28 protein-coding genes are annotated in these 24411 nt (G+C 35.1%); 5 read left to right on the top strand and 23 right to left on the bottom strand.

Annotation, left to right across the window (positions count from 1 at the left end; translation table 11 throughout):
- Positions 1 to 49: 49 nt before the first annotated feature.
- The gene (locus tag Q4P18_RS02960) at positions 50 to 1438 is read left to right on the top strand and encodes a sodium:proton antiporter (protein ID WP_303335375.1); all 1389 of its coding nucleotides are present in this window, start codon (positions 50 to 52) and stop codon (positions 1436 to 1438) included.
- A gap of 57 nt (positions 1439 to 1495) precedes the next feature.
- On the top strand, positions 1496 to 2860 hold the full coding sequence (gene glmM / locus Q4P18_RS02965; RefSeq protein ID WP_303335377.1) for a phosphoglucosamine mutase: 1365 nt from the start codon (positions 1496 to 1498) through the stop codon (positions 2858 to 2860).
- A 317-nt stretch (positions 2861 to 3177) separates the two neighbouring features.
- Here glmM (Q4P18_RS02965) and Q4P18_RS02970 read toward each other — a convergent pair whose 3' ends face one another.
- From Q4P18_RS02970 to Q4P18_RS03025, 12 genes are all read right to left on the bottom strand, one after another.
- On the bottom strand, positions 3178 to 4314 hold the full coding sequence (locus Q4P18_RS02970) for a tetratricopeptide repeat protein (RefSeq protein WP_303335380.1): 1137 nt from the start codon (positions 4312 to 4314) through the stop codon (positions 3178 to 3180).
- A gap of 15 nt (positions 4315 to 4329) precedes the next feature.
- A complete protein-coding gene (locus Q4P18_RS02975; RefSeq protein ID WP_303335382.1) occupies positions 4330 to 5037 on the bottom strand; it encodes an anaerobic ribonucleoside-triphosphate reductase activating protein in 708 nt (235 codons plus the stop codon).
- Positions 5037 to 6134, bottom strand: a complete 1098-nt coding sequence (gene hisC, locus Q4P18_RS02980; protein ID WP_303335384.1) for a histidinol-phosphate transaminase — start codon at positions 6132 to 6134, stop codon at positions 5037 to 5039. The genes Q4P18_RS02975 and hisC overlap by 1 nt, the downstream gene beginning before the upstream one ends.
- Positions 6135 to 6137: 3 nt before the next feature.
- Complete coding sequence (locus Q4P18_RS02985) at positions 6138 to 6620, bottom strand: gamma carbonic anhydrase family protein (protein ID WP_303335386.1); 483 nt, start codon at positions 6618 to 6620, stop codon at positions 6138 to 6140.
- Positions 6621 to 6632: 12 nt separating this feature from the next.
- On the bottom strand, positions 6633 to 7922 hold the full coding sequence (glmU, locus tag Q4P18_RS02990) for a bifunctional sugar-1-phosphate nucleotidylyltransferase/acetyltransferase (RefSeq protein ID WP_303335388.1): 1290 nt from the start codon (positions 7920 to 7922) through the stop codon (positions 6633 to 6635).
- Between the two features lie 50 nt (positions 7923 to 7972).
- The gene (gene glmM, locus Q4P18_RS02995) at positions 7973 to 9319 is read right to left on the bottom strand and encodes a phosphoglucosamine mutase (RefSeq protein ID WP_303335391.1); all 1347 of its coding nucleotides are present in this window, start codon (positions 9317 to 9319) and stop codon (positions 7973 to 7975) included.
- A 12-nt stretch (positions 9320 to 9331) separates the two neighbouring features.
- Positions 9332 to 10570, bottom strand: coding sequence for a 2,3-bisphosphoglycerate-independent phosphoglycerate mutase (locus Q4P18_RS03000; protein WP_303335394.1), 1239 nt, complete (start codon positions 10568 to 10570; stop codon positions 9332 to 9334).
- A gap of 138 nt (positions 10571 to 10708) precedes the next feature.
- Positions 10709 to 11401 carry a TIGR00297 family protein gene (locus tag Q4P18_RS03005; protein WP_303335397.1) on the bottom strand — a complete coding sequence of 231 codons (693 nt, stop codon included), beginning with the start codon at positions 11399 to 11401 and terminating at the stop codon, positions 10709 to 10711.
- A gap of 161 nt (positions 11402 to 11562) precedes the next feature.
- The gene (locus Q4P18_RS03010) at positions 11563 to 12150 is read right to left on the bottom strand and encodes a 30S ribosomal protein S3ae (RefSeq protein ID WP_303335399.1); all 588 of its coding nucleotides are present in this window, start codon (positions 12148 to 12150) and stop codon (positions 11563 to 11565) included.
- Positions 12151 to 12532: 382 nt separating this feature from the next.
- Entirely contained in the window at positions 12533 to 12862 is a 330-nt protein-coding gene (locus Q4P18_RS03015) for a NifB/NifX family molybdenum-iron cluster-binding protein (RefSeq protein WP_303335403.1), read from the bottom strand.
- 4 nt (positions 12863 to 12866) lie between these two features.
- Positions 12867 to 13433, bottom strand: a complete 567-nt coding sequence (locus tag Q4P18_RS03020) for a flavodoxin family protein (protein WP_303335406.1) — start codon at positions 13431 to 13433, stop codon at positions 12867 to 12869.
- 44 nt (positions 13434 to 13477) lie between these two features.
- Positions 13478 to 13849 carry a hypothetical protein gene (locus Q4P18_RS03025; RefSeq protein ID WP_303335409.1) on the bottom strand — a complete coding sequence of 124 codons (372 nt, stop codon included), beginning with the start codon at positions 13847 to 13849 and terminating at the stop codon, positions 13478 to 13480.
- A gap of 103 nt (positions 13850 to 13952) precedes the next feature.
- Here Q4P18_RS03025 and Q4P18_RS03030 point away from each other — a divergent pair, with 103 nt between their 5' ends.
- Positions 13953 to 14336: a hypothetical protein gene (locus tag Q4P18_RS03030; protein WP_303335411.1), complete on the top strand. Its 384-nt coding sequence runs from the start codon at positions 13953 to 13955 to the stop codon at positions 14334 to 14336.
- 17 nt (positions 14337 to 14353) lie between these two features.
- On the opposite strand, the gene mtnP is transcribed toward Q4P18_RS03030, so the two are convergent.
- From mtnP to Q4P18_RS03050, 4 genes are all read right to left on the bottom strand, one after another.
- Positions 14354 to 15097, bottom strand: coding sequence for an S-methyl-5'-thioadenosine phosphorylase (gene mtnP / locus Q4P18_RS03035; protein WP_303335414.1), 744 nt, complete (start codon positions 15095 to 15097; stop codon positions 14354 to 14356).
- A 4-nt stretch (positions 15098 to 15101) separates the two neighbouring features.
- Positions 15102 to 16550 (bottom strand): RtcB family protein, encoded by a 1449-nt coding sequence (locus Q4P18_RS03040; protein WP_303335417.1) that lies wholly within the window; start codon positions 16548 to 16550, stop codon positions 15102 to 15104.
- 103 nt (positions 16551 to 16653) lie between these two features.
- Positions 16654 to 16977 carry a hypothetical protein gene (locus Q4P18_RS03045; RefSeq protein WP_303335419.1) on the bottom strand — a complete coding sequence of 108 codons (324 nt, stop codon included), beginning with the start codon at positions 16975 to 16977 and terminating at the stop codon, positions 16654 to 16656.
- A gap of 48 nt (positions 16978 to 17025) precedes the next feature.
- Complete coding sequence (locus Q4P18_RS03050; protein ID WP_303335422.1) at positions 17026 to 17463, bottom strand: archease; 438 nt, start codon at positions 17461 to 17463, stop codon at positions 17026 to 17028.
- 95 nt (positions 17464 to 17558) lie between these two features.
- Between Q4P18_RS03050 and Q4P18_RS03055 the strand changes: the two genes are divergently transcribed.
- The gene (locus Q4P18_RS03055; RefSeq protein WP_303335424.1) at positions 17559 to 17735 is read left to right on the top strand and encodes a hypothetical protein; all 177 of its coding nucleotides are present in this window, start codon (positions 17559 to 17561) and stop codon (positions 17733 to 17735) included.
- A gap of 140 nt (positions 17736 to 17875) precedes the next feature.
- Here the strand turns inward: Q4P18_RS03055 and Q4P18_RS03060 are convergent, their stop codons facing one another.
- The 6 genes from Q4P18_RS03060 to Q4P18_RS03085 all read right to left on the bottom strand — a co-directional run bounded on the left by Q4P18_RS03060 (position 17876) and on the right by Q4P18_RS03085 (position 22669).
- Positions 17876 to 18994, bottom strand: a complete 1119-nt coding sequence (locus Q4P18_RS03060; RefSeq protein WP_303335427.1) for an ORC1-type DNA replication protein — start codon at positions 18992 to 18994, stop codon at positions 17876 to 17878.
- A 99-nt stretch (positions 18995 to 19093) separates the two neighbouring features.
- Positions 19094 to 19816, bottom strand: a complete 723-nt coding sequence (locus Q4P18_RS03065; protein WP_303335429.1) for a 6-hydroxymethylpterin diphosphokinase MptE-like protein — start codon at positions 19814 to 19816, stop codon at positions 19094 to 19096.
- A gap of 84 nt (positions 19817 to 19900) precedes the next feature.
- On the bottom strand, positions 19901 to 20062 hold the full coding sequence (locus Q4P18_RS03070) for a hypothetical protein (protein WP_303335430.1): 162 nt from the start codon (positions 20060 to 20062) through the stop codon (positions 19901 to 19903).
- Between the two features lie 289 nt (positions 20063 to 20351).
- Positions 20352 to 21221 carry a hypothetical protein gene (locus tag Q4P18_RS03075; protein ID WP_303335432.1) on the bottom strand — a complete coding sequence of 290 codons (870 nt, stop codon included), beginning with the start codon at positions 21219 to 21221 and terminating at the stop codon, positions 20352 to 20354.
- Positions 21222 to 21412: 191 nt separating this feature from the next.
- Positions 21413 to 22015, bottom strand: coding sequence for a DUF6198 family protein (locus Q4P18_RS03080; protein ID WP_303335435.1), 603 nt, complete (start codon positions 22013 to 22015; stop codon positions 21413 to 21415).
- A 45-nt stretch (positions 22016 to 22060) separates the two neighbouring features.
- Positions 22061 to 22669, bottom strand: a complete 609-nt coding sequence (locus Q4P18_RS03085; protein ID WP_303335437.1) for a DUF6198 family protein — start codon at positions 22667 to 22669, stop codon at positions 22061 to 22063.
- A 331-nt stretch (positions 22670 to 23000) separates the two neighbouring features.
- Between Q4P18_RS03085 and Q4P18_RS03090 the strand changes: the two genes are divergently transcribed.
- Entirely contained in the window at positions 23001 to 24146 is a 1146-nt protein-coding gene (locus Q4P18_RS03090; RefSeq protein ID WP_303335912.1) for an alanine--glyoxylate aminotransferase family protein, read from the top strand.
- A gap of 86 nt (positions 24147 to 24232) precedes the next feature.
- On the opposite strand, the gene Q4P18_RS03095 is transcribed toward Q4P18_RS03090, so the two are convergent.
- Positions 24233 to 24406 carry a hypothetical protein gene (locus Q4P18_RS03095; RefSeq protein WP_303335440.1) on the bottom strand — a complete coding sequence of 58 codons (174 nt, stop codon included), beginning with the start codon at positions 24404 to 24406 and terminating at the stop codon, positions 24233 to 24235.
- Positions 24407 to 24411 lie beyond the last annotated feature (5 nt).

Here is a 24411-nt window from a genome sequence, read left to right on the forward strand (position 1 = left end):
GTTTTTATAGTAGCAAACTTAAAATAGAAACGGTAATAGGTGATGATATATGCAAGTTTTAGAATATTTAGCTCACGTAGGGTTTAATGATCCAGTTATCATAAGTCTATTCCTAATATTTGTTTTGGGAGTAGGTCTTCAATGGATTGCTCAGATAAAGGAGATACCTGGTATTGTACTACTGTTACCTGCAGGTATGTTTTTTGGAGCTTATCTAGGATTAATCAACCCAACAACCTTATTTGGAGAATCTTTTTATACATTAGTGACTTTAGGAGTAGGTTTCCTTTTATTTGCAGGAGGCCTTCATTTAGACCTGTCGAAATTAAAAGAAAACGAGAAGCTGGCTATTGGTAGGCTCATTCCAATAAATACGATTTTATGTCTTACAGTAGGGACATTGGCAATAACCTATTTGTTTTCAATGAAATGGTATGATGCATTGTTGATTTCCTCACTATTGGTTGTATCCGGACCTACAGTTATCGGACCAATTTTAGATTATGCAAATCCAAATCCTAAACTTAGACATATTGCCAATTGGGAAGCTATTATTACTGATCCTTTAGGTGCAGTGATGGCTACAATCATAATGTATCTTTTAATTATATTCCGTAATCCAAACAGCATTATGACTTCCACAACTTCCCCATTTAATTCAGCTCTTCATTTGGCATTGCAACATTCCATTTTCCATATTTCAGTATTTGACGATATCCTATTTGGAGATCTGGTCATTACTGCAGTTTTAGGTATTTTCATGGGATGTTTGCTTGGAGTATTGCTTGCCGCATTTTATATACAGGCAAAAAACAGAGGTTATATTCAAAAAAACTATTTGCTCCTTGTTGTTTGGATGTTAGTCTTCGGAGGAGTTCTTTTAGGTGAAATACTATTCCCTGAATCAGGATTATTTACTGCATTGGTAATCGGTATTGTAATTGCAAATAAAGAGAAAAAGAATGCTGCAATCACTAAAAAACTGAATGAATTTGCTGAACCGATAATAATAGGTATTTTATTTATAGCATTATCCTCAATGGTAAATATAGGCCAATTGATTGATTATTTAATTCCAAGTTTAATATTGGTGGCATTATATGTAATCGTCATAAGACCTTTAACAGCATTTTTAGGGGCATACAAATATGACATAACCCTGAAAGAAATACTGTTCCTAGGATTTATCCATCCAAGAGGAATAGTTGCTGCTGCATCTGCATCATTGTTTGCTTTGAAGCTTGAAGCAGGAGGAATTCACATACCTCAACTAGTTCCAGTTGTATTTATCGTTATTTTGGCAACTGTCATTATCTACGGTTTATTTACACCTGTGCTAACAAGAAAGTTAGGATTAAGTATGGATAGCCCTAAGAAATCATATGAAGATAATGAAAGAAGCATCCTGAAAACCCTTGGTTTGAAACTTAATAAATAAACTTTTAATTATTGAAAAATAAAAATGATATACAACTAAATAAATCGAGGAAAATAAATGTCAGCAAAAAAAAGATTATTTGGAACATTTGGAGTTAGAAGGACAGCTAACGATGTTCTCACTCCTGAATTTGCATCAAGACTTGCAGCATGTTACGGAACTTTAATAAAAGGAAAAGTGGCAGTTGGTGGAGATACAAGAACAACAAGCAGAATGTTAATGGATGCCGTCAAAGCAGGATTGCTTTCTGCAGGTTGTGATGTGGTGGATTTAGGAATTCTCCCAACCCCTGCCGTTCAATTTGCTGTAAGGAATTATTATGACGGAGGAGTTATGATTACTGCTTCACACAATCCTCCAAAATACAATGGCCTTAAATTCTTAGATGGATTCGGTATTGGAATTCCTGATGAAATGGACTTGGCTATTGAAGAAATGTACTTTGATGGGGAACCTGATAGGGTAAACTGGGATGAGATTGGAGAAGAATATTCAAATGACAACATAATCCAGGAATACATTGATAGAGTAATAGAAACCGTTGATGCCAATGCGATTCGTGAGGCTAAATTAAAGGTAGTCCTCGACTGCGGATCCGGAGCAGGATGCTTTACAGCACCATACCTTTTAAGGGCTCTTGGATGCGAATTGATTACACTTAACTGTCAAGCTGACGGATTTTTCCCAGGCCGTGACCCGGAACCTATTGAAGAAAACCTAACAGAACTAATAGATGTTGTAAAACAATTAAATGCTGACATTGGTCTTGCACACGACGGTGATGCAGATAGAACAATATGTATTGACGAAAAAGGAAACTTCGTTTTGGGAGACAAGACATTTACACTTGTGGAAAAACAGATGCTTAAAGAAAATGACGGTGGAATAATAGTAACCACAGTTGCAACCTCACAGGCAATCTATGACATCGCAGAAGAATACGATGGAGAGGTAATAGCTACTGCAGTTGGAGATTTACTTGTAGCTCGTGAATTAAAAGATAAAGAAGGATTATTTGGAGGGGAAGAAAACGGAGGTTTGATTTTCCCAGAATTCGTCTATGGAAGAGATGCCGCAATGACTGTTGCAAAGATCCTTGAAATAATTGCTAAAGAGAAAAAACCATTATCCGAACTTGTATCAGAATTACCTATATATTATTCCAAAAAGATGAAAATAGAATGTGCGGATGATTTGAAGGAATCCGTAATGGAAAGCATTGCCAAAGAAATCAGTGAAACAACCGACTTTGAATTAGATACAACTGACGGAGTGAAGATATTGAAAGAGGATGGCTGGGTCATTATAAGGCCATCAGGAACCGAACCTATATTCAGATGCTTCGCAGAATCAGACAGTCAGGAAAAAGCTAATGAAATGACCAAATGGGGCATAGACCTGGTCAAAAAATATACCTGCTAAATAGATGGTGAACAAGGAAAAAATCAATGAGAACACCAGTTAAGAGTTCTTAAAAGATTTCATTTCCTTTTTAAAATACAGTGCTGATAGATTAACGGCCAATAAACTTTCAGCACATTCAAACATTCCAATTCAAAACCAGTTTTGGTCTGATGGAAACATGGCAAATAATAGCCATTGTGAACCATATGAAAGAAATAACCATTGTGGTTGGCTGTGAATGAACCATATGACTCAAAAAAAAGAGTTTGACTTTTTTTCTTTTTATTTAACTTTAAAATCAATATCAATGAAATTAAATTTGTTTAAAATAATATCTAAAAATTTTCCAAACATTCTTCTTTTAAGAAAAATGCATCCTCATTTTCCGGATTCTTAAGTAATACCTTATCAAAACTAGTTACTGCTTCCTCAAATCTTTGCAATTCCATTAAAACTACACCTTTGTTTAGCAAAAAGTCAATATTGTTTTTTTCAATATCAATAGCAGCATTATAACAATCCAACGCCTTGTCAAATTGTCCCAAATCAATATATGCATTTCCCATCCTGTTTAGTGCATCTGCATCCTTTTCGGAATCGCCTAAAGACAATTCAACCGCTTTGTTGAATGATTCAATAGCTTCCTCCAATTTGCCCATGTCAGTCAAAAGGTTTCCGCGAGCATTCCAAACTTCAGGGTTTTCTCCATCAATCTTAATCAGTTTATCATAAACGTCTAATGCTTCGTCAAATGCATTTAAAACTTCTAAAATAAATCCCCTCCAATACAAGACTATTGGATTGTTTGGATTTGCCTCATATGCCGCATCACTTGCATCCAAAGCTGCAAAGACATCCCCCGCATTTAGAAGTGCTATAGCTTTGTTGTTTATGATGTATTCATTATCCTCATCAATTGCCAATGCCTTGTCATAACATTCAATAGCTCCTCCAAACTCCCCCAATCTTGAAAGGTTATCTCCCTGCTTATTCAGCAAATAAACGTCATTTGGATCTATTTTTAAGGCAGCATTATAACATAATGTGGACTTGTCATACTTTCCCGTATCAAAAAGAATATCTGCCCTTTGTGTAATCATGGCCTTTTCGTCAATTTTATCCCCTTTCCAATCATCCACATCGAGCTTTTTAAAATGAATTATTTGAAAATCGTCATTGTCCTTTATTTTTCCAGCATATTTCTTCTTAAACTCTTTAACCATTTCCTGAGAGTTTTTATAGCCTTCTGCTCTTGCTAATTCATCATTGTCTTTTAAATCCTTATATTTGATGGTTTCAACATCTTCAACAATGGCTTCAAATATCTTCTTTTTTTCTTTTGAAACTAGATTCCAGTAGCAGTATAGCCTATCCCCTTTTTTCAATGGAGTTTTCCAAAGCTTACGGATTGTCATTGTTTTTTTACCTGTGATTATATCAATATCCTGACTTGAAAATGACAAAATAGGCATTTGAAACTCCCCCAATTAATTTATAACTTGCGCTCCGAATTCTGCTGTTTTGACCTTGATTGTTCCATCAAAATAATCTTTTAGGGATTCCGCCAGTTTAGTGAGTTCTACTGCATTTGGATTGTCTACATGCTCTAGGGCAGGATCCAATACGTTCTTGTTTCTGAACTGCTGAATCGTATAGATGTCTGATTTGACAGAACTGGCTATTTTTCTAATATCTTCATCCTTATGTAAAGTTGGAACCACGGTTGTCCTGGTTTCCAGCGTTACTCCGTAGCTGTTGATAATCTCCATTGAATTTTTAACGTCCTCTCCGACATCTTCTCCAACAACGTGTCTGTAATCTTCAAATGGAGCTTTTATATCCAATGAAACAAAATCAATTAAATCTTCCTTTAAAAGCTTATCCAATTCTTCAGGATAGATTCCGCTAGTGTCAAGCTTTGTTTTTAGATTTAATTGCTTTACATATTTCAAAATTTCTTTAACGGCTTCTGTTTGTAGTAATGGTTCTCCTCCAGAAATCACTATTGCATCCAAAAAGTCCTTTGAGGAATCTATTTCTTCACAAATCTCTTCCAATGTTACTTCAGTATGGTCATTTATCAATTCCACATTATGGCAGAATCTGCAGCATAGCGGACATCCTGACATGAATATGACCAGGGACATGTTTCCATGAAATTCAACAGAGGAGATTACCGTTCCACCAACAAACATTATTCTAAAACCTTTTTCATAATTTCAATGAACTTTTCATTTTCATCCTGAGTACATATACTGATTCTTACCCAGTAATCGTCAAGCCCCTTGAAGGAAGTGCAGTCACGCACAATTATTCCTTCAGCCATTAGCTTACGAGTTAATTCTGTTGCTGTCATTCCAGTATCTTCAACATTGAATAGGATGAAGTTTGATTTTGATGGAAATACCTTAAGAGAATCGATCTTATCCAATTCTGAATATAAATATTCCCTACTAGCTATTCCATCCCTGATTGATCTTTCGATGTATTCCTTGTCCTTAAGAGTTTCCAAAGCTGCAATATATGATAATCTTGTTAAGGAGAATACTGGTTTGATTCTGAAGATGTATTCAATTACTTCCGGAGAGGATATTCCAAAACCAATTCTCATTCCTGCCAAACCCATTACTTTGGACATGGTTCTTATTATGAATATATTCGGATACTTTTCAATCATATCCTTGTTTGTTATTTCTGCAAATTCGAAATATGCCTCATCAACGACTACCAGTATATCTTCATTTATCTCAGCAATCCTTGCAATGTCCTCTTGGGATATCAGAGTTCCTGTTGGATTGTTTGGAGTGCATAAGAATATCATTTTTGTTTTTTCTGTAATTGAATTTATTACAGAATCAACATCTAGCTTATTTTCCTCCATATCCCAACGAGCATATACAGGTACTGCACCATATTGCAATAAAAGATACTCATAGTACATATAAGATGGAAGAGGGACAATAAATTCATCACCTTCATCAATAAAAGTCTTAGCTAATACATCGATTATTTCATCTGCTCCATCCCCACCAACGATTACCTGATCGTCATCCACACCAGAATAAAGTGCATATTCATGTATAAGTTCTCTCAAATCAGATTCCGGATATCTGTTGATGTTTACCTCTTCACGAATGGCTGCAAGGGCTTTTGGAGAAGGACCCCATGGGTTTTCATTGGAACCCAATTTAATGATATCCTCCTTTTTAAGGCCGAATTCGGCAGCTATCTCATCCTGAGATCTTCCTGGAACATAAGAATCCATTTCACTTACAATTTGTCTCGGTTTCATAATTTAGTCTTCTTTATAATTTTTAGAAAGTTCGCAGTATTTATCTGCATTTTCTTGAATGTGTTTTACTTGTTCTGGAGTTAATTGCTTAACTACCTTTGCAGGAACTCCCAAAATCAAACTTCCTTCTGGAAATTCTTTGCCTTCACTTACAACGGCACCAGCACCTACAATACAGTTTTTGTTAATATGTGCACCATTCAAAACGGTTGCATTCATACCAATCAAAACGTTATCTTCTAATGTACAGCCATGAATAACAGCACCATGACCTATTGAAACATTATCTTTAATTTCAACCGGGAATTCATCAGAACAATGAATTACGCAGTTGTCTTGAACATTGGAATTGTTTCCAATTTTGATTGGGGCAACATCTCCACGAATTACTGCACCATGCCAAACTGATGCGTTTTCGCCTAATTCAACATCCCCCAATACTTGAGCACCTGGACATATTATTACAGAGTCTTTTTTATTAATCATAATATAACATCCTTAATCTTTAGGTTTGTCTTTATTTTTATCTTGGATAATATGATTTTGTTTTACCAATACACGAGTATCGGAAGGCACATCATCATATAACAAAACGCCTGAACCGATTGTGGAATTGTAACCTACCTGAACACCTGGAGACAAACTTGAGTTAATTCCTGTTTTAACAGAATCTCCAATAATAGCTCCGAGTTTACGTCTACCACTATCTATTTTGCGGCCTTTAACCTTGGTCTTAACGTTTTCATTGTCAAAACGCAAGTTTGCAATGTTGGTTCCGGCAGCAATATTACAATTGGAACCTATTACAGAGTCACCAACATAGCTCAAATGGCTGACATTGGTATTTTCCATAATGATTGAATTTTTAATTTCAACGGCATTACCAACATGAACATTGTCACCGAAATAGGTATTTCCCCTAATGTAGGAATTAGGACCTATGTCACAGTTTTTACCTATGTAAACGTTACCCTCGATATATACTCCTGAACGAATTACGCTTCCTTCATCAACATATACCTCTCCATGAATGGAAACTCCCTGTTCAACAGTTCCCCTGATTTCGGTTTTAAGCTCGGAAATCACATCTTCATTAACTTCAATAAGCTCCCAAGGCCTTCCCACATCAATCCAATCCTTATCTGTTTTAAGGCCGATTACCTTTTTGCCGTCTTCAATCTGCATGGTAACTGAATCTGTGATTTCATATTCTCCGCGTTCAGACAATTCTGTCTTTTCGATTTTATCAAAGATATCCCCATTGAACATGTAGATACCTGCGTTAATCAGATTGCTTGGAGCTTCTTCAAGACTTGGCTTTTCAATGATGCTTTTAATATTATTTCCATCAAGTTCAACCACACCAAAGGCAGTCGGATCCTCCACTTCAGTCAGTAACATTAAAGTGTCAGGAGATTCGCTATTGAATTCTGTTATGATTTCCTCAATAACATCCTCATCCAGAATAATGTCTCCATTTAAAACAATCAAACTTTCATTAATGAAATCCTTGGCATAGCTTATCGCATTAGCTGTTCCTAAAAAGTCTTTTTGTCTAGCATAACTTATATTAACGCCAAAATCAGAACCGTCACCAAAATAATCCCTGACTATTTCTTCCTTATATCTTACAATAAGTAAAATATCTGTAATTCCGTTTTCTCTTAAAGATTCAATATTGTGCTGAATGATCGGTTTTCCAGCAACCGGCAACATTGTTTTAGGCTTGGTGAGTGTTAACGGCCTCATTCTAGACCCTTCACCAGCACTTAAAATTATAGCTTTCATTTTATGAACCTCATTTTAAATATTGTTAATATTTATACTGTTTGAAATAATTATAAGTTTTCATTGATTATTCTCAAACATACATCACGAATAAATTCTGCCCTTTCACTATCTTTTGACTCCAATGTTATGCGGACATAATCTTCAGTACCTGATGGCCTTACCAAAACCCAGCTGCCATCGTCAAAGGTTATTCTAACTCCATCAATACCATTTATTTCCTTAATGTCGTCAAATGCTTCTGACAATAACTCTTCCATATTTTCCATAATGGCTATTTTGGCCTCTTTGGAACATGTGACTTTTTCACGAATGTTAGGGTATGAAGGAATCTCCTCTAAAAGTTCTGATAATTTTCCTTCCTTTGAAACCAGTTCGGCCATTCTCAAACCTGAAAGAATACCGTCGGGACACATGCAGAAGTCCGGGTGAAGCCATGTACCGGAAGGTTCTCCACCAAATGTGGCCTCTTCTTCAATTATAACTTCTGCCACATTTACATCTCCAACCTTAGTTCTTAAAACGCTGCCTCCAACAGATTCCAATGCCTCATCCATACATATTCCTGCATCAACTGTTGTTACAACAACTCCACCAAATTGTTTTGAGATTAATGCAAGCAAACTGTCGAATGGAGATATGTTTCCTTTTTCATCTACTGTAATCATCCTATCTGCATCACCGTCATGAGCAATTCCCAAATCTGCCCCAACAGCTACGACAGTTTTCATTAAGTCCTGAAGGTTGTCTGCATTAGGTTCAGGGTTTCTTCCTGGGAAAAATCCATCTGGTTGGGAGTTTAAGGTTGTTACTTCACAACCTGCTTTTCTAAATACTAAAGGTGATATTTCAGAACCTGCTCCAGATGCGCAGTCAATTACTACCTTGAAACCTTCCTTAATGTCAACCAAATTAACCAAGTCATCTATATATTGGCCTTTGATTTCCTCATTATATTTCAATTGACCAATTTTATCCCATTCAACTGAAATATACTCGCAGTTATTGTATATTCTTTCAATTTCCTCTTCCTGAATTGAAGTATAAGCCATACCATTCCTATTCCATATTTTGATTCCGTTGTATGGTGATGGATTATGGGAAGCGGTAAGCATAATTCCTGCATCAGCATCTAATTTTTCACATGCATATCCCACCAGAGGTGTTGGAACCATGCCTATTTTTATAACGTTTACTCCACCTTCCAAAAGACCTGCACAAATAGCCTGATCAAGCATTTCATTGGAAGTTCTAGTATCATATCCTAAAACGACATCTCCGGAATTTCCCAAATAATATGCCAATGATTTACCTACCTTCAAGGCCAATTCTGCAGTTACCTCTTCTTTTACAAGGCCCCTTATGCCCGATGTTCCAAATAGCTTTTTATCCGCCATAGAGGAACCTCCTTAAGCTCCAAACTTATGGGAATTGTTCATTAAATCCATTAAAATGTTCATGACATCTGAACCGCGAATTCTGCCAAGTCCACCTTTTGCAGCATCAACTTCGGAGAACTTTTCAACATCGTCAACCCTTACCTCAGGACCCATGATGATCATAGGGACAGGATCTCCGGAATGATTCATGACAGAAATAGGAGTTGAATGGTCAGCTGTTAAAATCAAATAAACATCTTCCAGGTTTTTAAGCTTGCTCATTACAACGTCGTCAACCTTTTCAATGAATTCAAGTTTTTCCTTCATATTTCCATCGTGACCTGCTTCATCAGCACCGTCAATGTTTACAAGGAAAAAGTTGTGATCGGTATTTTCCACCTGATCGATGATGGTATCCACAATATTATCCAAATTGGTGTCAACTCCACCAGTAACATCATCCATTTCAATAATATCCATTCCTGCAAATCTGCAGATACCCATAATAAGGCCTGTTTCAGCAATACATGCGGAATTTACTTCATACTTCTCATTAATAGGCTCTACAACAGGAACTGCACCTGCACCACGAGGAATGATAATGTTAGCTGGAGGCTCACCATTTTCAATTCTTTCGAGGTTGACCGGATGATCCTTAACCATCTCATAAGATTTGGCCACTAGCTTGTTTAAAATATCGGCAGTTCTTTTAGCTTCTTCAGAATCATCTAGCGGTTTGACTTCTTTTGGCTTGTTTCCTTCAACCTTAGGGTCAGCGTCACTTACCTTATCGGACAACCCTTCACCCCTAAGCACTAAAACTGCCCTATGACCTGTGGATTCCTTGAAAATAATTTTAATGTCAGGATAGTCTTCAAGAACCATGGTGTTTAAAACGTCGACGATGTCCTTGGTTCCTTCCCTAATTCTTCCTGCACGCCTGTCTGTAACAATTCCATTTTCATCTGCAGTTGAAAAATTACATCTGAATGCAATATCTCCCGGAATTACATCTACGCCAACACCTGAAGCTTCAAATGGACCTCTTCCAGTGTAAACAACATACGGATCATAGCCTAAAATTGAAATGTGAGCTGTGTCACTACCGGGAATTATTCCTGGAGCAATAGAATCCATAATACCAGTAATACCATTTTTTGCCATTTCATCCATATTTGGAGTGTTAGCAGCTTGAAGTGGAGTTTGATTATCAAGCTCTTTTAAAGGACGGTCTCCCATACCATCCATGATTAATATGATTCCTTTCATAATATCACCTTTTGAATTTAAAAAAATAAAAAAAATTATTGCTATTATATTAAATATTATATTACAAAGTTTAAATAATTTTATTTTTTAAGTGAATTGAGTTAAAATTCAATCAGTAAAAAAAGTAAATAAAAGAAGTTAGATTAGTATAATGCCAACAATCGCACCTGTAATTGTAGCAATCAAATTAACATGTTCGTTTGTAAGCATTTCCTTTCTCTCGAATGTAGCTCCAAGAAAACTGTCCATAAAACAACCTATGGTTCCGGAAACGATAGCTACAATCAATCCTGAAAATGGATTTGATACAATTCCCAAAAGATATGCCGCTATTCCGATTATTGCAGCCCCTCCAATTCCGGCAGCAGTTCCTAAAACAGATACTGCACCGTCAGTTCCAGGCTCTACTTTTTTAAATGTTGTAATAAGGCGAGGGGTTGTTGTTACTCCGATTTCACTAGCTAAAGTGTCTGCAGTTGCTGTTGAAATCGCTCCAATGAATCCTCCTACAAACGGCAGGTAATAACCTCCAAAGGCAGCCATCATAAATGCCACTATACCATTGGATATAACATTTTTAGTTGTTCTTTGTCCTTCAAATTCTCCTAAAAATGTCTTATAACGTTTTGCATATCTTGTTGCAATTAATGATAAAATCAAGAATAGGATTAAAAGCAAAAGCCAGTTAACTCCTGCTGAGAAAATAATAACGATTCCCATTATAACCATGAAAAGAGATCCTAAAAGATCCAACGCTTTTCTTTTGTATGTGAAAAATCCCAATATGAATAATAAAATCACATAACCCCAATTTATCATCAATTCTTCCATATGAAAACCTGCATTATAATTTGTAATAATATTTGTTTCGATTAATAAATAAACATAACTAAAAAATCAGTGAAAATTAGCTGTTTATGACAATTTAAAATAAACTTAAAAATAGCATAAAATTATGAAAATGTTAAAAAAAAGAAGTTGAAATAAAGTATTTAGTTTAATACTTTACTTTTGATAATTTCCACTCTTTTGAGAGGGTAGATTTTTTTAGCAGTGTGGTAAACTTCACTAGCTAATTTACCGTTTACAGCTGATTTTACTAAGTCATCGAAGGTTTTTTCAGCTGCTGCTTCTTTTAATAAATCAGTGATTACTTCTCTCATGTATTTTTGTTGGGAAGATTTAGCTCTTCTGGTAGTTACAGCCAATACATGGAGCTTGATTCTGCGATCATCTTTGGTTTTTACAATTACGGAAGTATCGATTCTACTGGTTCCTCTTCTAATCATACTTCTTACGTAATCGGTAGTGGTTTTGTGACCAGTGAATTTGGTGTTTGCTACATCTCCAGCTACATTGTCAATTTCGAATCTGAGTTTGATGTATTGTTTTGAGAAATCACCGGTTAATTCTCTCATTGTGACTTCTACTCCTCTTCCAATAAGTAAGTCTGCATCTCTTGCTGGAGTTTCGCCTATTTCTTTGTCTTCAAATGAAATTGGAGTTTTTATTGTATACCAATTTTTTTCTTTCCATGTATCACGTACTCTACGTCTTGCTTTTGATTTTCCTTTTGCCATTATATCGACCTTTAAAAATTTTTCCCTTATAATTAGTTATAATAAAATATAGCGCTTGCTACTTTAATTTTGTAAATATTAAATTGTTAAAAATAGTCGGTTATTATCTAATTTTCAACATCAATTACCAAATATTTATATAATAAAAGTTTTATTTTTTAAAACCCGCCCATAAAGGTTATAATTAGATATTTTTCTTATGATATATAAATATAACCTACATTATTTAAGCTTAAAAAATAAATTTGAATTTTTCGTATTTTTTACTTTATAAATTTGTGGCAATCCACTTGCGAAATTTGTGGCAAATCACTTTATAAATTTGTGATAAATTCAAAAATAGCTAAAAAAAATAAAAGTAAAATGAAGATAAAATCTTCACCTAACCGTGCATAAAATTATAGTGTCTTATATATTTGTCGACTGCTTCCATAACTGGAGTTTCTTCTTCAACCACTAGCTTAATGCCTAAATCTTCAGCTTTAAGTTTGGTTTTGAAACCATATTGTTCACTTATGATAACATCACAATCTTCACATGCAACCAATACATCTGAACCTTGATGTTTTGCTGACTTTTTAATATCCAACTCACGGCGTTCAACGAATGTAACCCCATCCTTATCAGACCAATCATAAATATACAATGAATTTGCCTTTCCAAGATGCAAATTAACAGTTTTACCGTCAGTTGAAGCAACTGCTATTCTCATCAAATCACCTAATCTTTTTAATAATGTTAGCCACATTTTCTCCAAATAACTTAATGGTATTTATTCCTTCTTCATCTTCCATTGCAGTTCCTTCAGGGCCTGCAAACACCATATTCCAATATGTACTTCCTGCAATAATCATATTGTTAATTGGGAAAAACATAGTCATTTCCTGAAGTGTTAAAGTTTGTCCTCCTCGTCTTGCAACAGCGATTGGGCCTCCAACCATCCAATCAAGGAACTTGTCATTTCCACGTGAGACCTTACCGATTCTTTGAAGGGCAGCCATAATGTCTCCCCTTGCAGTTCCGAAATATACAGGTGCAGCTGGAATGAAACCGTCAGCTTCCCTTATTTTTTCAATAATCTCGTTTAAACCATCGTCAATGACACATTTGCCAGTTCCAACACATCCGTTGCATGCAATACAAGACTGGATATTTTTACCTCTTAATTGAATTACTTCAGCTTCAACACCGTTTTTTTCAATCTCTTCAGCACATATCTCCAACACATCTTGAGTATTACTGTTAAGACGTGGACTTCCATTTAATAAAATAACTTTTGACATTTATATCGACCTAGTAAATATTTATTTTTAATATAAAATAAATTTTATTCAACAATTTTGAAGTTGCTGCAAGTCAATACATAATCATAGAATGGTGGATTAATAGCTAAACCAAAGAAATGGTTGTCTTTAAAGTGTGATGTTAAAATATCAGCACCTGTAGCTATTTCAACGTCAAAATCCTCTTCATTTTTGAGGCTGTTCAATGTATATGTTATGTATCTGTAATCACTGAATACTGGAATCAAGTATTGTGACTGGGAGAAATATAGATTAAAAGCCCCTTCATTGCTCACTATCATGTACAATTCATCGTCAAATACAGCGTGGTCAATCTGGTATATAAGTTCGTCAGATTCGTTAAATGCAAATTGGTCTAATAGAAATCCTATATTATTCCTTTTTAATTGCTCCATATCTATCACCTGAATTTGTTTAATCTGTCATTATAAATAAACTTTACTATTGTTCATGCAGAAAAAACATAAACTTTTAAATAAAATTCAACAAATTAAACTCATGAATGAAAAACAGTTAAAATATATTGCAGTTGGCCTATATTCCGCAATTGTCATAATATTCGTTTTGGGAATAATAACTGCAGACATCTATCTTTTCGTTGCATCAACAGCTCTTCTTATTTTGAGCATGCCGATAGTTCTGAAAAATCCTGATGTAATTGCAATTCCTAAAAAGCTTCATATAGGATCTGAAGTTGCATTTGAAAAAACTTTTTACATATCAAACATAATCCTATTTTATGCTTCAATAGCCATCATCACATTAAGGAACACCTTCCCAAAATATGCAATAACAGGATATGTCCTTTTGATTGTTATTGCCATGAACTGCATTATCTTTAAAGTGATTCAAAAAAATATAGAAAAAAAGTATATTGGATAGCTATTTGATGAAAATAGCTATACTTCTGCACCATCAAGTGCATGGCGACATTCGCAGTCGGTGTCTTCCAAGTTTTTAATTGTTTCAAATATCAAATCAACTAGTTCTCCTTTTTTTACTTCCATTATTTCGAAAACTTCGTCAATTGTTAATTTTTCATCAGAGATTCCTGCAGCAAAGTTGGATACTATGCAGATTGAACTGTAGCATATTTCACGTTCACGTGCAAGAACAACTTCTGGAACTCCAGTCATTCCTACAATGTCTCCTCCGAGAATTTTGAACATTTTGATTTCGGCAGGAGTTTCAAATCTTGGCCCTTCGGTACATACGTAGGTTCCTCCGCTGATTACATCCCCAACATCAGATATTACTTCGTTTAAGGTTTTGCAGTATGGTTCTGTGACGTCAACGTGAACAACCTTATCGTTGAAGAATGTCTTGTCCCTTGCATGTGTGAAATCCAGGAAATCGTTTGGAAGTACGAATGATCCCGGAGGCATTTCCAAGTTAAGTGACCCTACAGTGTTGGTAGCTATAACCTGAGTCACTCCCAACTTGCTTAATGCATCAATATTAGCCTTGTAGTTTATTTTATGTGGAGGAATGCTATGATTTCCAGAGTGTCTTGGTATGAAAGCAACCCTTTTGCCGGCAATGTTAAGAAGTGAAACATTTACATCTCCGATTCTTTTATCTTCAACGGAATCTGCCCTTTCGGCAATTTCGTAAACTCCACTTCCCCCGATTATTCCAATCATATTATCATCCTTTTGTAACTGCAAGAGGAGAAACTTTTGCAACCAGTCTTGCTATTCCAACAGCATCGGATATTTTTACAACTGTATCAACATCCTTGTAAGCTCCAGGAGCCTCTTCTGCAATAACGTTTTTTGTAGTTGCCTTAATCTTGATTCCTTTTTCATCCAATGTTTCTTCAATTTCTTCAGCTGTAAAGTCTTTTTTAGCCTGTGATCTTGACAAGACCCTTCCTGCACCGTGGGCTGTTGAACCGAATGTTTCCTCCATTGCTATTTCTGTTCCTTTCAATATGTATGAGGAGGTTCCCATGGTTCCCGGAATCAATACAGGCTGGCCTATTTCACGGTATTTTAATGGAATCTCTTCACGTCCAGGACCGAATGCACGTGTAGCGCCTTTCCTGTGAACCAGAAGGTCTGATTTTACTCCTTTATAGCTGTGAGTTTCTTTTTTAGCGATATTGTGAGCAACATCATATACTACGCCCATGTCCATGTCCTCTGCAGATTTGCCTAGAACTTCCTCAAAGGATTCCCTGATCCAGTGAGTCATCATTTGACGATTTGCCCATGCATAGTTAGCGGCTGCAAACATTGCCTTCAGGTAGTTTTGAGCCTCTTTACTGTTAAGGGGTGCACATGCCAATTGCCTGTCCGGAAGGTCCAGTTTTAATTCCTTGTAAGCCTTATCCATTATTCTCAAGTAGTCTGAACATACCTGATGACCGCAACCTCTGGAACCACTGTGAATCATTATTGTAATCATTCCCTTTTTGAGGCCGAATGCTTCGGCAGCTTCCTCGTCATAAATCTCGTCAACTACCTGGATTTCTAAAAAGTGATTTCCTGAACCGAGTGATCCCAATTGTGGAATTCCTCTTTTTTTAGCTTTTTCAGATACCAAACTGCTGTCCGCTTCCTTGATACGGCCGTTCTCTTCCAAATATTCCAAGTCTTCTTCCCAGCCATATCCATTTTTAACAGCCCATTCAGCACCATAATCAAGAACATCGTCGATTTCGTTTTCTTTAAGTCTTATTTTTCCTTTACTGCCTACACCAGAAGGTATGTTTTTGAATAAAACTTCCACAAGCTCATCGAGTTTGTCTTCAATATCTTCTTTTGTTAAATTGGTTCTGATTAATCTTACACCGCAATTAATGTCAAAACCAACACCCCCTGGAGATACAATCCCATTTCTTTCGCTGAAAGCTGCTACTCCTCCAATTGGAAACCCGTATCCAAAATGAATATCTGGCAATCCAATTGCAAACCTTTGAATTCCCGGAAGATGTGTTATGTTTGCAATCTGTTCAAGTGCGCTGTCTTCCAAGGCCTCAAAACTTTCATCATCAAGATATAATTTTCCGCTAGCCCTCATCTTCTTGTCATAGCTACCTGGAATCTTATAGGTATATTCCCCAACTTTAGTTACTACATCTCTAATACTCATAAAATCACAACAGTTAATTAAATACTTTAGATAACATTAAATAACTTTAGATAACATTAAATAAATAATTTTGTTAAAGTTACAAAAAGAAAAAAAGATAGGTTTAGTTTCTGAATAAATCCAAAATACCAGCTATCAAAATTAGGATAGCTCCGATTAATCCAAAAACAGAGGATCCCAATATAACTAAAATAGATGATATTATCAAGGCTACGCCAGCTATCTGTGAGTTTTTAAATGAAACCCATCCAAATATTATGGCTAAAACTGATCCAACCAATGAAACAGTCCCCAAACTTAATGTCAATGGTGTTGTAAAACTTCCGATAAAAAGAACAAAAGCGCTAGCCACAAAAGCAATGAATCCACCGATTGTTGCTATTGACGCTTCCAAACCCCTATAAACTCTTTTTCTATAGTACATCATTTCATCTCCTTTTTACTTACTTAGTATCCTCTAATTAAATAAATGTTTCTATAAGTCAAGTATTGCTTTTGTTTTATGGATTCCATCCTCTTCATGCACATCCATCAGATGAAAGGTGACCGCCTTCACTTCACATCCCCTTTCATGAATTTCCCAGTTGATCTCCTCGCCCCTTACTGTTGCATCTAATATGTATTCGTCCTTTTCCTTTGATATTTCAACATCGAAATCTGAAAAGAGCATGAATTCAACTTCATGTAAAAACAGGAGCTCTTCAAGAAAATCATAAAGTAAAGATACTTCGTCTTCTGAGCTTATTGTAAACTGTAATTCTTTTGATTTTGATATGTTGTCAGTATTTGAAATTACATTAAACATGGCCAAACCTGAATTTTCAAAACTTTCTTCCATGGTTTTTCCATAAGCTACAAATCCAACGTCGGCAGTTACATCAAAAAATTCGAAGGGTTTTTCAATATTTTCCATGATTTTCACCAAAAATATTACTTTTCAAATGGGGTCTTTCTCTTTCTTTATATTATATTTTTTTACAATATTAAATTAGCGATGTGATAAAAATGATGAAAAATTACGATACAACAATAAAAGCAGATTTGAGGAAAAAAAATACATTTGACGACAGCATAAGATTTAGCTCAATTGACATTCAAGCTTGCATGGTAATATTTGCAGTTGCAGCAATATTACTTTTATCAGTAATCTCTGTTGTAATGGCTCCAAATCCTTATTTTATTTAAAGATTCTACCAAACCCTGAGCCGAACATTACTGCAAATAAACCATGCAAAATAATGTTCATACAACAGAATTAAATATGAAGGAAAAAGAAGCCAACACAATCCAGCAATAGTATTAATATCCCTTTAAATCTTTTTCCTTTATAATTTAATACAATCTATTTCTTTCGGATTAAACCTAAGGATTATTTCACGGGAATTTCCCCTGACGCCCTTACCAGTAAATTTAGTATCAATCAATCTTAAGAATTCTAATTTTTCCAAAGTCCTGTTGAAAGTGGCATAGCTAACATTTTCTTGTTTTTTAAATAGTTCAGAGAGATCACCAGCTGTTAAAATCTCATCACTATCCATTATGAACTTAAGCAAAGTCTTTTCAACATCTGAAAGGGACTTGATTGTTTCAATTAGGTTAACTGGAACCAATGATTCAATAGCCTTATCCAAATGCTCCCGAGTGATTTGTTTTGCGGCATCGGCCTCTGCAATGTTTCCAACTGATTTTAAAAGATTGATACCGATTCTCAAGTCACCACTTTCGAATGTGTACTGTGCAATCTGCTCCAGAATGTCATCATCCATAACATTTGCAAAAAATCCTGCATTTACACGATCGCGGAGAATTGATTCTATTTCACTATAGGAATATGGCTGGAAAGTAATGTCTTGAGGAATGAAAACTGAATTTACGTTTTTGTCAAGTGCAAATCTCATTTCCAGGTCAGACAATATTGCAAAAACACCTACCTTAACACCAGGATACTCTTCATAAGCCCTTAACAAATCATAGAATACCTTGTTAGCATTCTTACTTTGGAATAAATAATTCACATCATCCAAAGCCACTATTAAAGCTTTTCCTTCCTTTTGAAGATACTGCATGACCTGACCATAGATTCTAGAAAAAGGAACTCCTGTCTCCGGAGGCAAATGGCCAAAAATCTTTTTATAGATTTGTGAAAATATTCCAAAACGAGTTGTATGCAACTGGCAGTTAATGTAAACGCATATTACCTTTTCAGTGTTTTTTTCAACCAACTCGAATACCTTTCTCATAGCTGTTGTTTTTCCAGTTGCACAAGACCCTAAAACCACAGAATTTGATGGTTTTCCCCCACCGATAGCTGGCCTAATTGCCATTGCCATAGCTTCCATCTGTGTATCCCTATAATTATAGTTAGGAGGCATATAATCAGGGTCAAAAGCATTGATATTGGAAAATAAGCTTTCGTCATGCATTAAAATATCTTCAATTCCCATGATTGAATATTATATTAAAACTAGTATAAAAATAATGTTATTTTTAAACGGACAATATAACAAAAAGGCCTTAAAATTGCTTAAAAAATAAAAAAAGAGTTATAAAAATAAAATATCAACATTTGTGTTTTCACTGACCCAATTTGTTAATTTTTCTGCATATTCCAACTTTTTCTTTTTGATATCATCAGCTTCCTGCAAAAACTTTTCATTGTCTGGTCTTGAATACTGGGTTACAATATCTCCAAAGTCCATTCCAGCCAACAATACCTCCTGTGCACCTAATGCAACAGCCAGGAAAATTGCCCTATCCCCATCTGTAAATCCTCCAAAATTATAAAGATTTCCATGAGGCTTTGACTGGGTTGTTCCCAAAACATTATCAAAATAAGGAGTGTAATCTATAATGTTATCCAGATTGTTTCCATGAGCATGGATGACAACAGCGGAATCCCTTGTATTTGCAAGCAGGATATCATCCAGCTTCCCATCCAAATCTGTGACAACGATATCTGGAATTATCCTCTCCTCGATTAATGCGGTGGTGGCGCCGTCAGCAGCTATTAGAACATAGTCATTAAGATCATAGTCATTTTTAAGTTCGATTATATTGTTTTTTAATGAAGGTCCAGCTCCAAAAACTATGCATTTGTCTATTTTTCTATTGTTTGTTACTTTTAAATACAAATCATCCAATGTAAGAGGATTCTGTTTAAATAATATCTCATCCAATTGTTTTGCACAGTATTCGTCATCTTCCTGTGAAAATCCGAAATCATCTAGAATATCATTATACCATCTTTGCCAAAGACCGAATTCCATAATTAACACCTTGATTAACTAATTTGTAATGCATTTGTTTTAAATATAATTGGAATTTTGGAATTGAAAATGATAATAATGACTTCAAATTGTTTTCTTCAATTCCATAATCTCCTTCCTAGTTAATTCTGTGCACTTAATAATAATATCCAAATCAACATTCTCAACCAACAGGTTTTTTGCCACTTCTTTCCTACCTTCTTGTTTTGCAAAATTAACCACATAATCTCTAGAAACAAATTCCATACCCAATCACCAAAATATTTTAAATTAAAAATTCGTAATCAACATCAATTTTAAACAATGCTTTTGTAGCTCAAATAACAATATAATTTTACACCATATTTATATATTATGCATTTTATGACTTATTTTTAAAAATAAAATAATATTATTCGAAATAATAAAATTTAAAGCATTTAGAAAAATTTATTCCAAAAAATAAAATTGATACTGATTTTAAAAATTGCAGTCAAATAAAAGTAAGTAAAAAAACATTATAAAAAAAATAAAAAATAGTAATGAAAACTATCAATTAAATAGTTTTCTTCAATTCCATAATCTCATTCTTAGTTAATCCAGTGCAATTAATAATAGTATTCAAATCAACATTCTCAACCAACAGGTTTTTTGCAACTTCTTCAAACCCTTCTTTCTTACCTTCTTTTCTACCTTCGTTTTTTGCAAAATTAATCACGTAATCTCTAGAAACCAATTCCATGTCAAATCCCTCTAATATTTCCTCACATTCATCCTCATCAAATGTATTTTCACATTCAAATACCGTACGCATCATTAAATTATCCAAAAGATATTGATTGCTAACAAGATTGTCCCTATGGATGTTATTTATAATAGCTATAAAATCCTCAAATATTTCCCGTTTTTCACGGCTGAATTTCGCATCAAATCCTATAGATAAAAATATTATATCTAATCTATTTATATTTTCATTATTCTTCAGCTTGTTTTTAATTATCTCCAGTTGCTCTTCACCGTCAATGGAGTAATATGGCTTTACATTTATTTTTATTTTGCTTCCCAAACCGTAGTCAACCACATCCACTCTCTTTTCAGATTCTGAAATAGTAAATGAAATCGCCTTTATAGGCTCCTCATGTATTTCACCAATAGCTGCAACATACAATGCATGCTTTCGCAATGCCTTTTTTGAAGGTTTGGTGCTTTCAAATTCAATGCTATACAACAGATTGTTTTCAAAGCTGATTCCAACCCTGTCGGCAACCATAGCTCCCCTAACAAGATCAGTCAGTTCGGATTCTATGAATTTGTCAATCCTTTCGTCTTCACCCATGATCTCCAAGATTGCGTTGATGTCCTCCTCGCAAAAACCCTTCTGATGGTTGTCACGAAAATGATATCTGTCAAAGCCGTCAGAATTCATGATATTTCTAAGTTGATCAAAGACCTTCATGAGGTAATATATAATTTAAACTATTATTTAAACTTAATTTTTGAAATAAAGCAATATTATTTGAAATAATAAAATTTAAAGCATTTAGAAAAATTTATTTAAAATAATAAAATTGTTGAGGGCTTTGAAAATTGCATTGGACTGAAACTAAAAATAGCCAGCTACATCTGTTTCAAGTCCACTGTTCTGCCTGTCAACAACTTAAATCCTTTGACAATGTATTTCAATGTTGTTCCAATAAGGATAGCTGCCAATACCGTTCCAATGCCAACACTTGCAAAGAAATTTCCTATGAAAAATCCGCACATCAAGAATGAGATCACAACCATTGAGGAGTCGAACAAAACCTTGACTTTGGGAAATGGCTGGTTTGAGACGATTGCAACAGCCTGCATAACACCTTCCCCTGCCAGCTGCACTATGTCGGGAGGAAGATACAGGAAGATTCCAAAGGCCACAATTACGATACTGATAGCTAAAAATACGAATGATCCTACAATTCCGAAATCGGGTATGAAACCTACAAGATAAACTGCAATGTTTGTAAACCATCCGAAAATCACACCTGCAACTATCTGAAGCAGGAATTTAGCTTGAAAATCCTTTCTTAGAAGCAGAAATTCAATAAAAACCAAGATTATATGGAATCCTATTGTAGCTGTACCTACGTCAATTCCCCAGATAAGTGAAATTGAGTAAGGAATTGAGCTGATTGGAGAAGATCCCAGATTTGATTTAAATGAAAATGCTACCCCAATAGTCATTAAAAATAAACCTGTTAAATATAATGGTATCCTTTTGTACATAATCTACATCTTTTTTAGGTCAACTGGCTGACCTGTTACATATCTATGGAGTTTCTGTATGTATTTCAATGTGGTTCCTACAAACAAGGCAGAAATTATAGTTCCGATTCCTACGCTTCCCCCAATTATTCCCAGAAACAGGTAACACAGCACTACAGAACTTGCCACCACTGTAACGTCAAACAATACCTTTATTTTTGGAAAAGGCTGGTTTGACACAATAGCGATTGCCTGAGTTACACCCTCTACAGACAATGGAATGATATTTGCCGGAACATAGAAGAACAGCCCCAAAGCCACCAGAAAAGTACTCAAAACAATCAATGCAATGCTTATGTAAAAATTGCTTGGGATAGGTAACATTGCAGTCAGAGATACTGAAATTGATGTGAACCATCCGAAAAGCACCCCTACAAAGACCTGGAGAAAATGTTTTGGCTTAAAGTCAGACCTCAAAAGGACCAATTCTATACCTACAAGAATTGCATGAAATATTATTGTTGCAATCCCTATTTCGATTCCCCAAATAAGATCCATAGTATAGGGAATTGTACTTACAGGAGTTGAACCAAGATTGGATTTTATTGAAAAGCCAACCCCCAAAGTAATCAAAAATAAACCAAAAAAATAATTAAAAATTCTTTTAAAAGTAAATTCAGACATTAGTTATAATATTTGTTCAACTAACTATATAAAGCATAGAATGTTTTATGAATTAAGAAATTGTAAAGAACATGATTGAATATGATGATTAAAGTAAATAATAAACGCTGAAACAATGAACATAACCAATTATTATCTTGAAAAACTTAATGAAATTAAATTTTAAAAAATAAAACTAAACAAAATCCTAAAAAGATAATGTTTAAAAAGTATAAAAATTAAAAATTTAATTAGCTAAAAGCTATCTTATATTTATTTTATTAATGGAGGAATATTGAAAATGGACGATGTTTTATTAATGCTTCCAGGACCAACAACAGTGCATCCTAGAGTGCTCAACGCTATGGCACAGGCTGTTGTTAACCACAGAAGTGCTAAATACGGAGAAATTTTAACTGAAACAAGCGAATTAATGGCTGATGCTTTCCAAACCAAAAATCAGGCTTACCTACTTACCGGATCCGGAACCGCTGCAATGGAAGCAGCTATCAGTAACGTCTTAAACCCTGGTGAAAAAGTATTGAACGTTGTAGGTGGAAAGTTCGGTGAACGTTTCATGAAAATAGCTCAAGCTCATGGAATCGATACTCAAGAGTTAGCTGTTGAATGGGGAACTGCAGTTACACCTGAAGCTGTAAAAGAAGCATTGGATGCTGATGAAGACATTAAAGCTATTACTGTTGTCCACAATGAAACTTCCACTGGAGTAGCTGCTCCAATCAAAGAAGTTGGAAAAGTTATGAAGGATTATGATGCATTGTACATCGTAGATACCGTATCTTCCCTTGGTGGGGATGAAGTAAAGGTAGATGACTTTGGAATCGATGTCTGTGTTACCGGTTCACAGAAATGTCTAGCAGCACCACCTGGAATGGCTGCAATTACCTTAAGCGACGATGCATGGGACAAAGTTGAAAAAGTTACTCCTAACGGATTCTACCTTGACATGAAGGCTTACAAGAAAAGCGGAGACAAAACTCCTCCAGAAACACCTTACACACCATCCGTTTCACTTACATATGCAATGAACGAAGCATTGAAAATGGTTAAAGAGGAAGGTTTAGACAACAGAGTCGCACGTCACCACAAAGCTGCAAAAGCTAGTGTAGATGCGGTTAAAGCTCTCGGATTGGAATTGTTCGCAGACGAAGACGTATCCTCAGCTACAGTAACTGCTGTAAAAATGCCTGAAGGAATTACCGACGCTGACTTTAGAGGAACCACACGTGACAAGTATGGTGTTGAATTAGCTGGTGGTCAAGATCACCTAAAAGGAAACATCTTCAGAATAGGTCATATGGGAAACATTTCCTACAAGGAATTACTCCAAACCTTTGGAGCTATCGGAATGACCTTAAAAGAATTAGGTGTAATTGACGAAGCTGGTGCTGGTGTAGCATCAATTGCAGATTCCTATTCTGCTTAAGAATGGAATCCTCTCTTTTTTTCTTTTTTTCTTTTGAAAACTCTTAACAATGATATCGTATCATGATTTTAAAAAAATAGCAATAATTAGGAATCCGAATCCCTAATTAAAAGTTCTAAAATTTTACTTAAGTTTAAACCTTCAAGAAATGCTGAAATGAAATCCTTGCCATTTACCATATTTATTATAACCTTTAGGACAGGATTGTCGTGACTAGCTGTTTTTTTTTCCAACCGTTTGAACGTATCGATAGTAAACATGATTA

This window comes from Methanobrevibacter sp., from assembly GCF_030539665.1.
Taxonomy (GTDB): Archaea; Methanobacteriota; Methanobacteria; order Methanobacteriales; family Methanobacteriaceae; genus Methanocatella.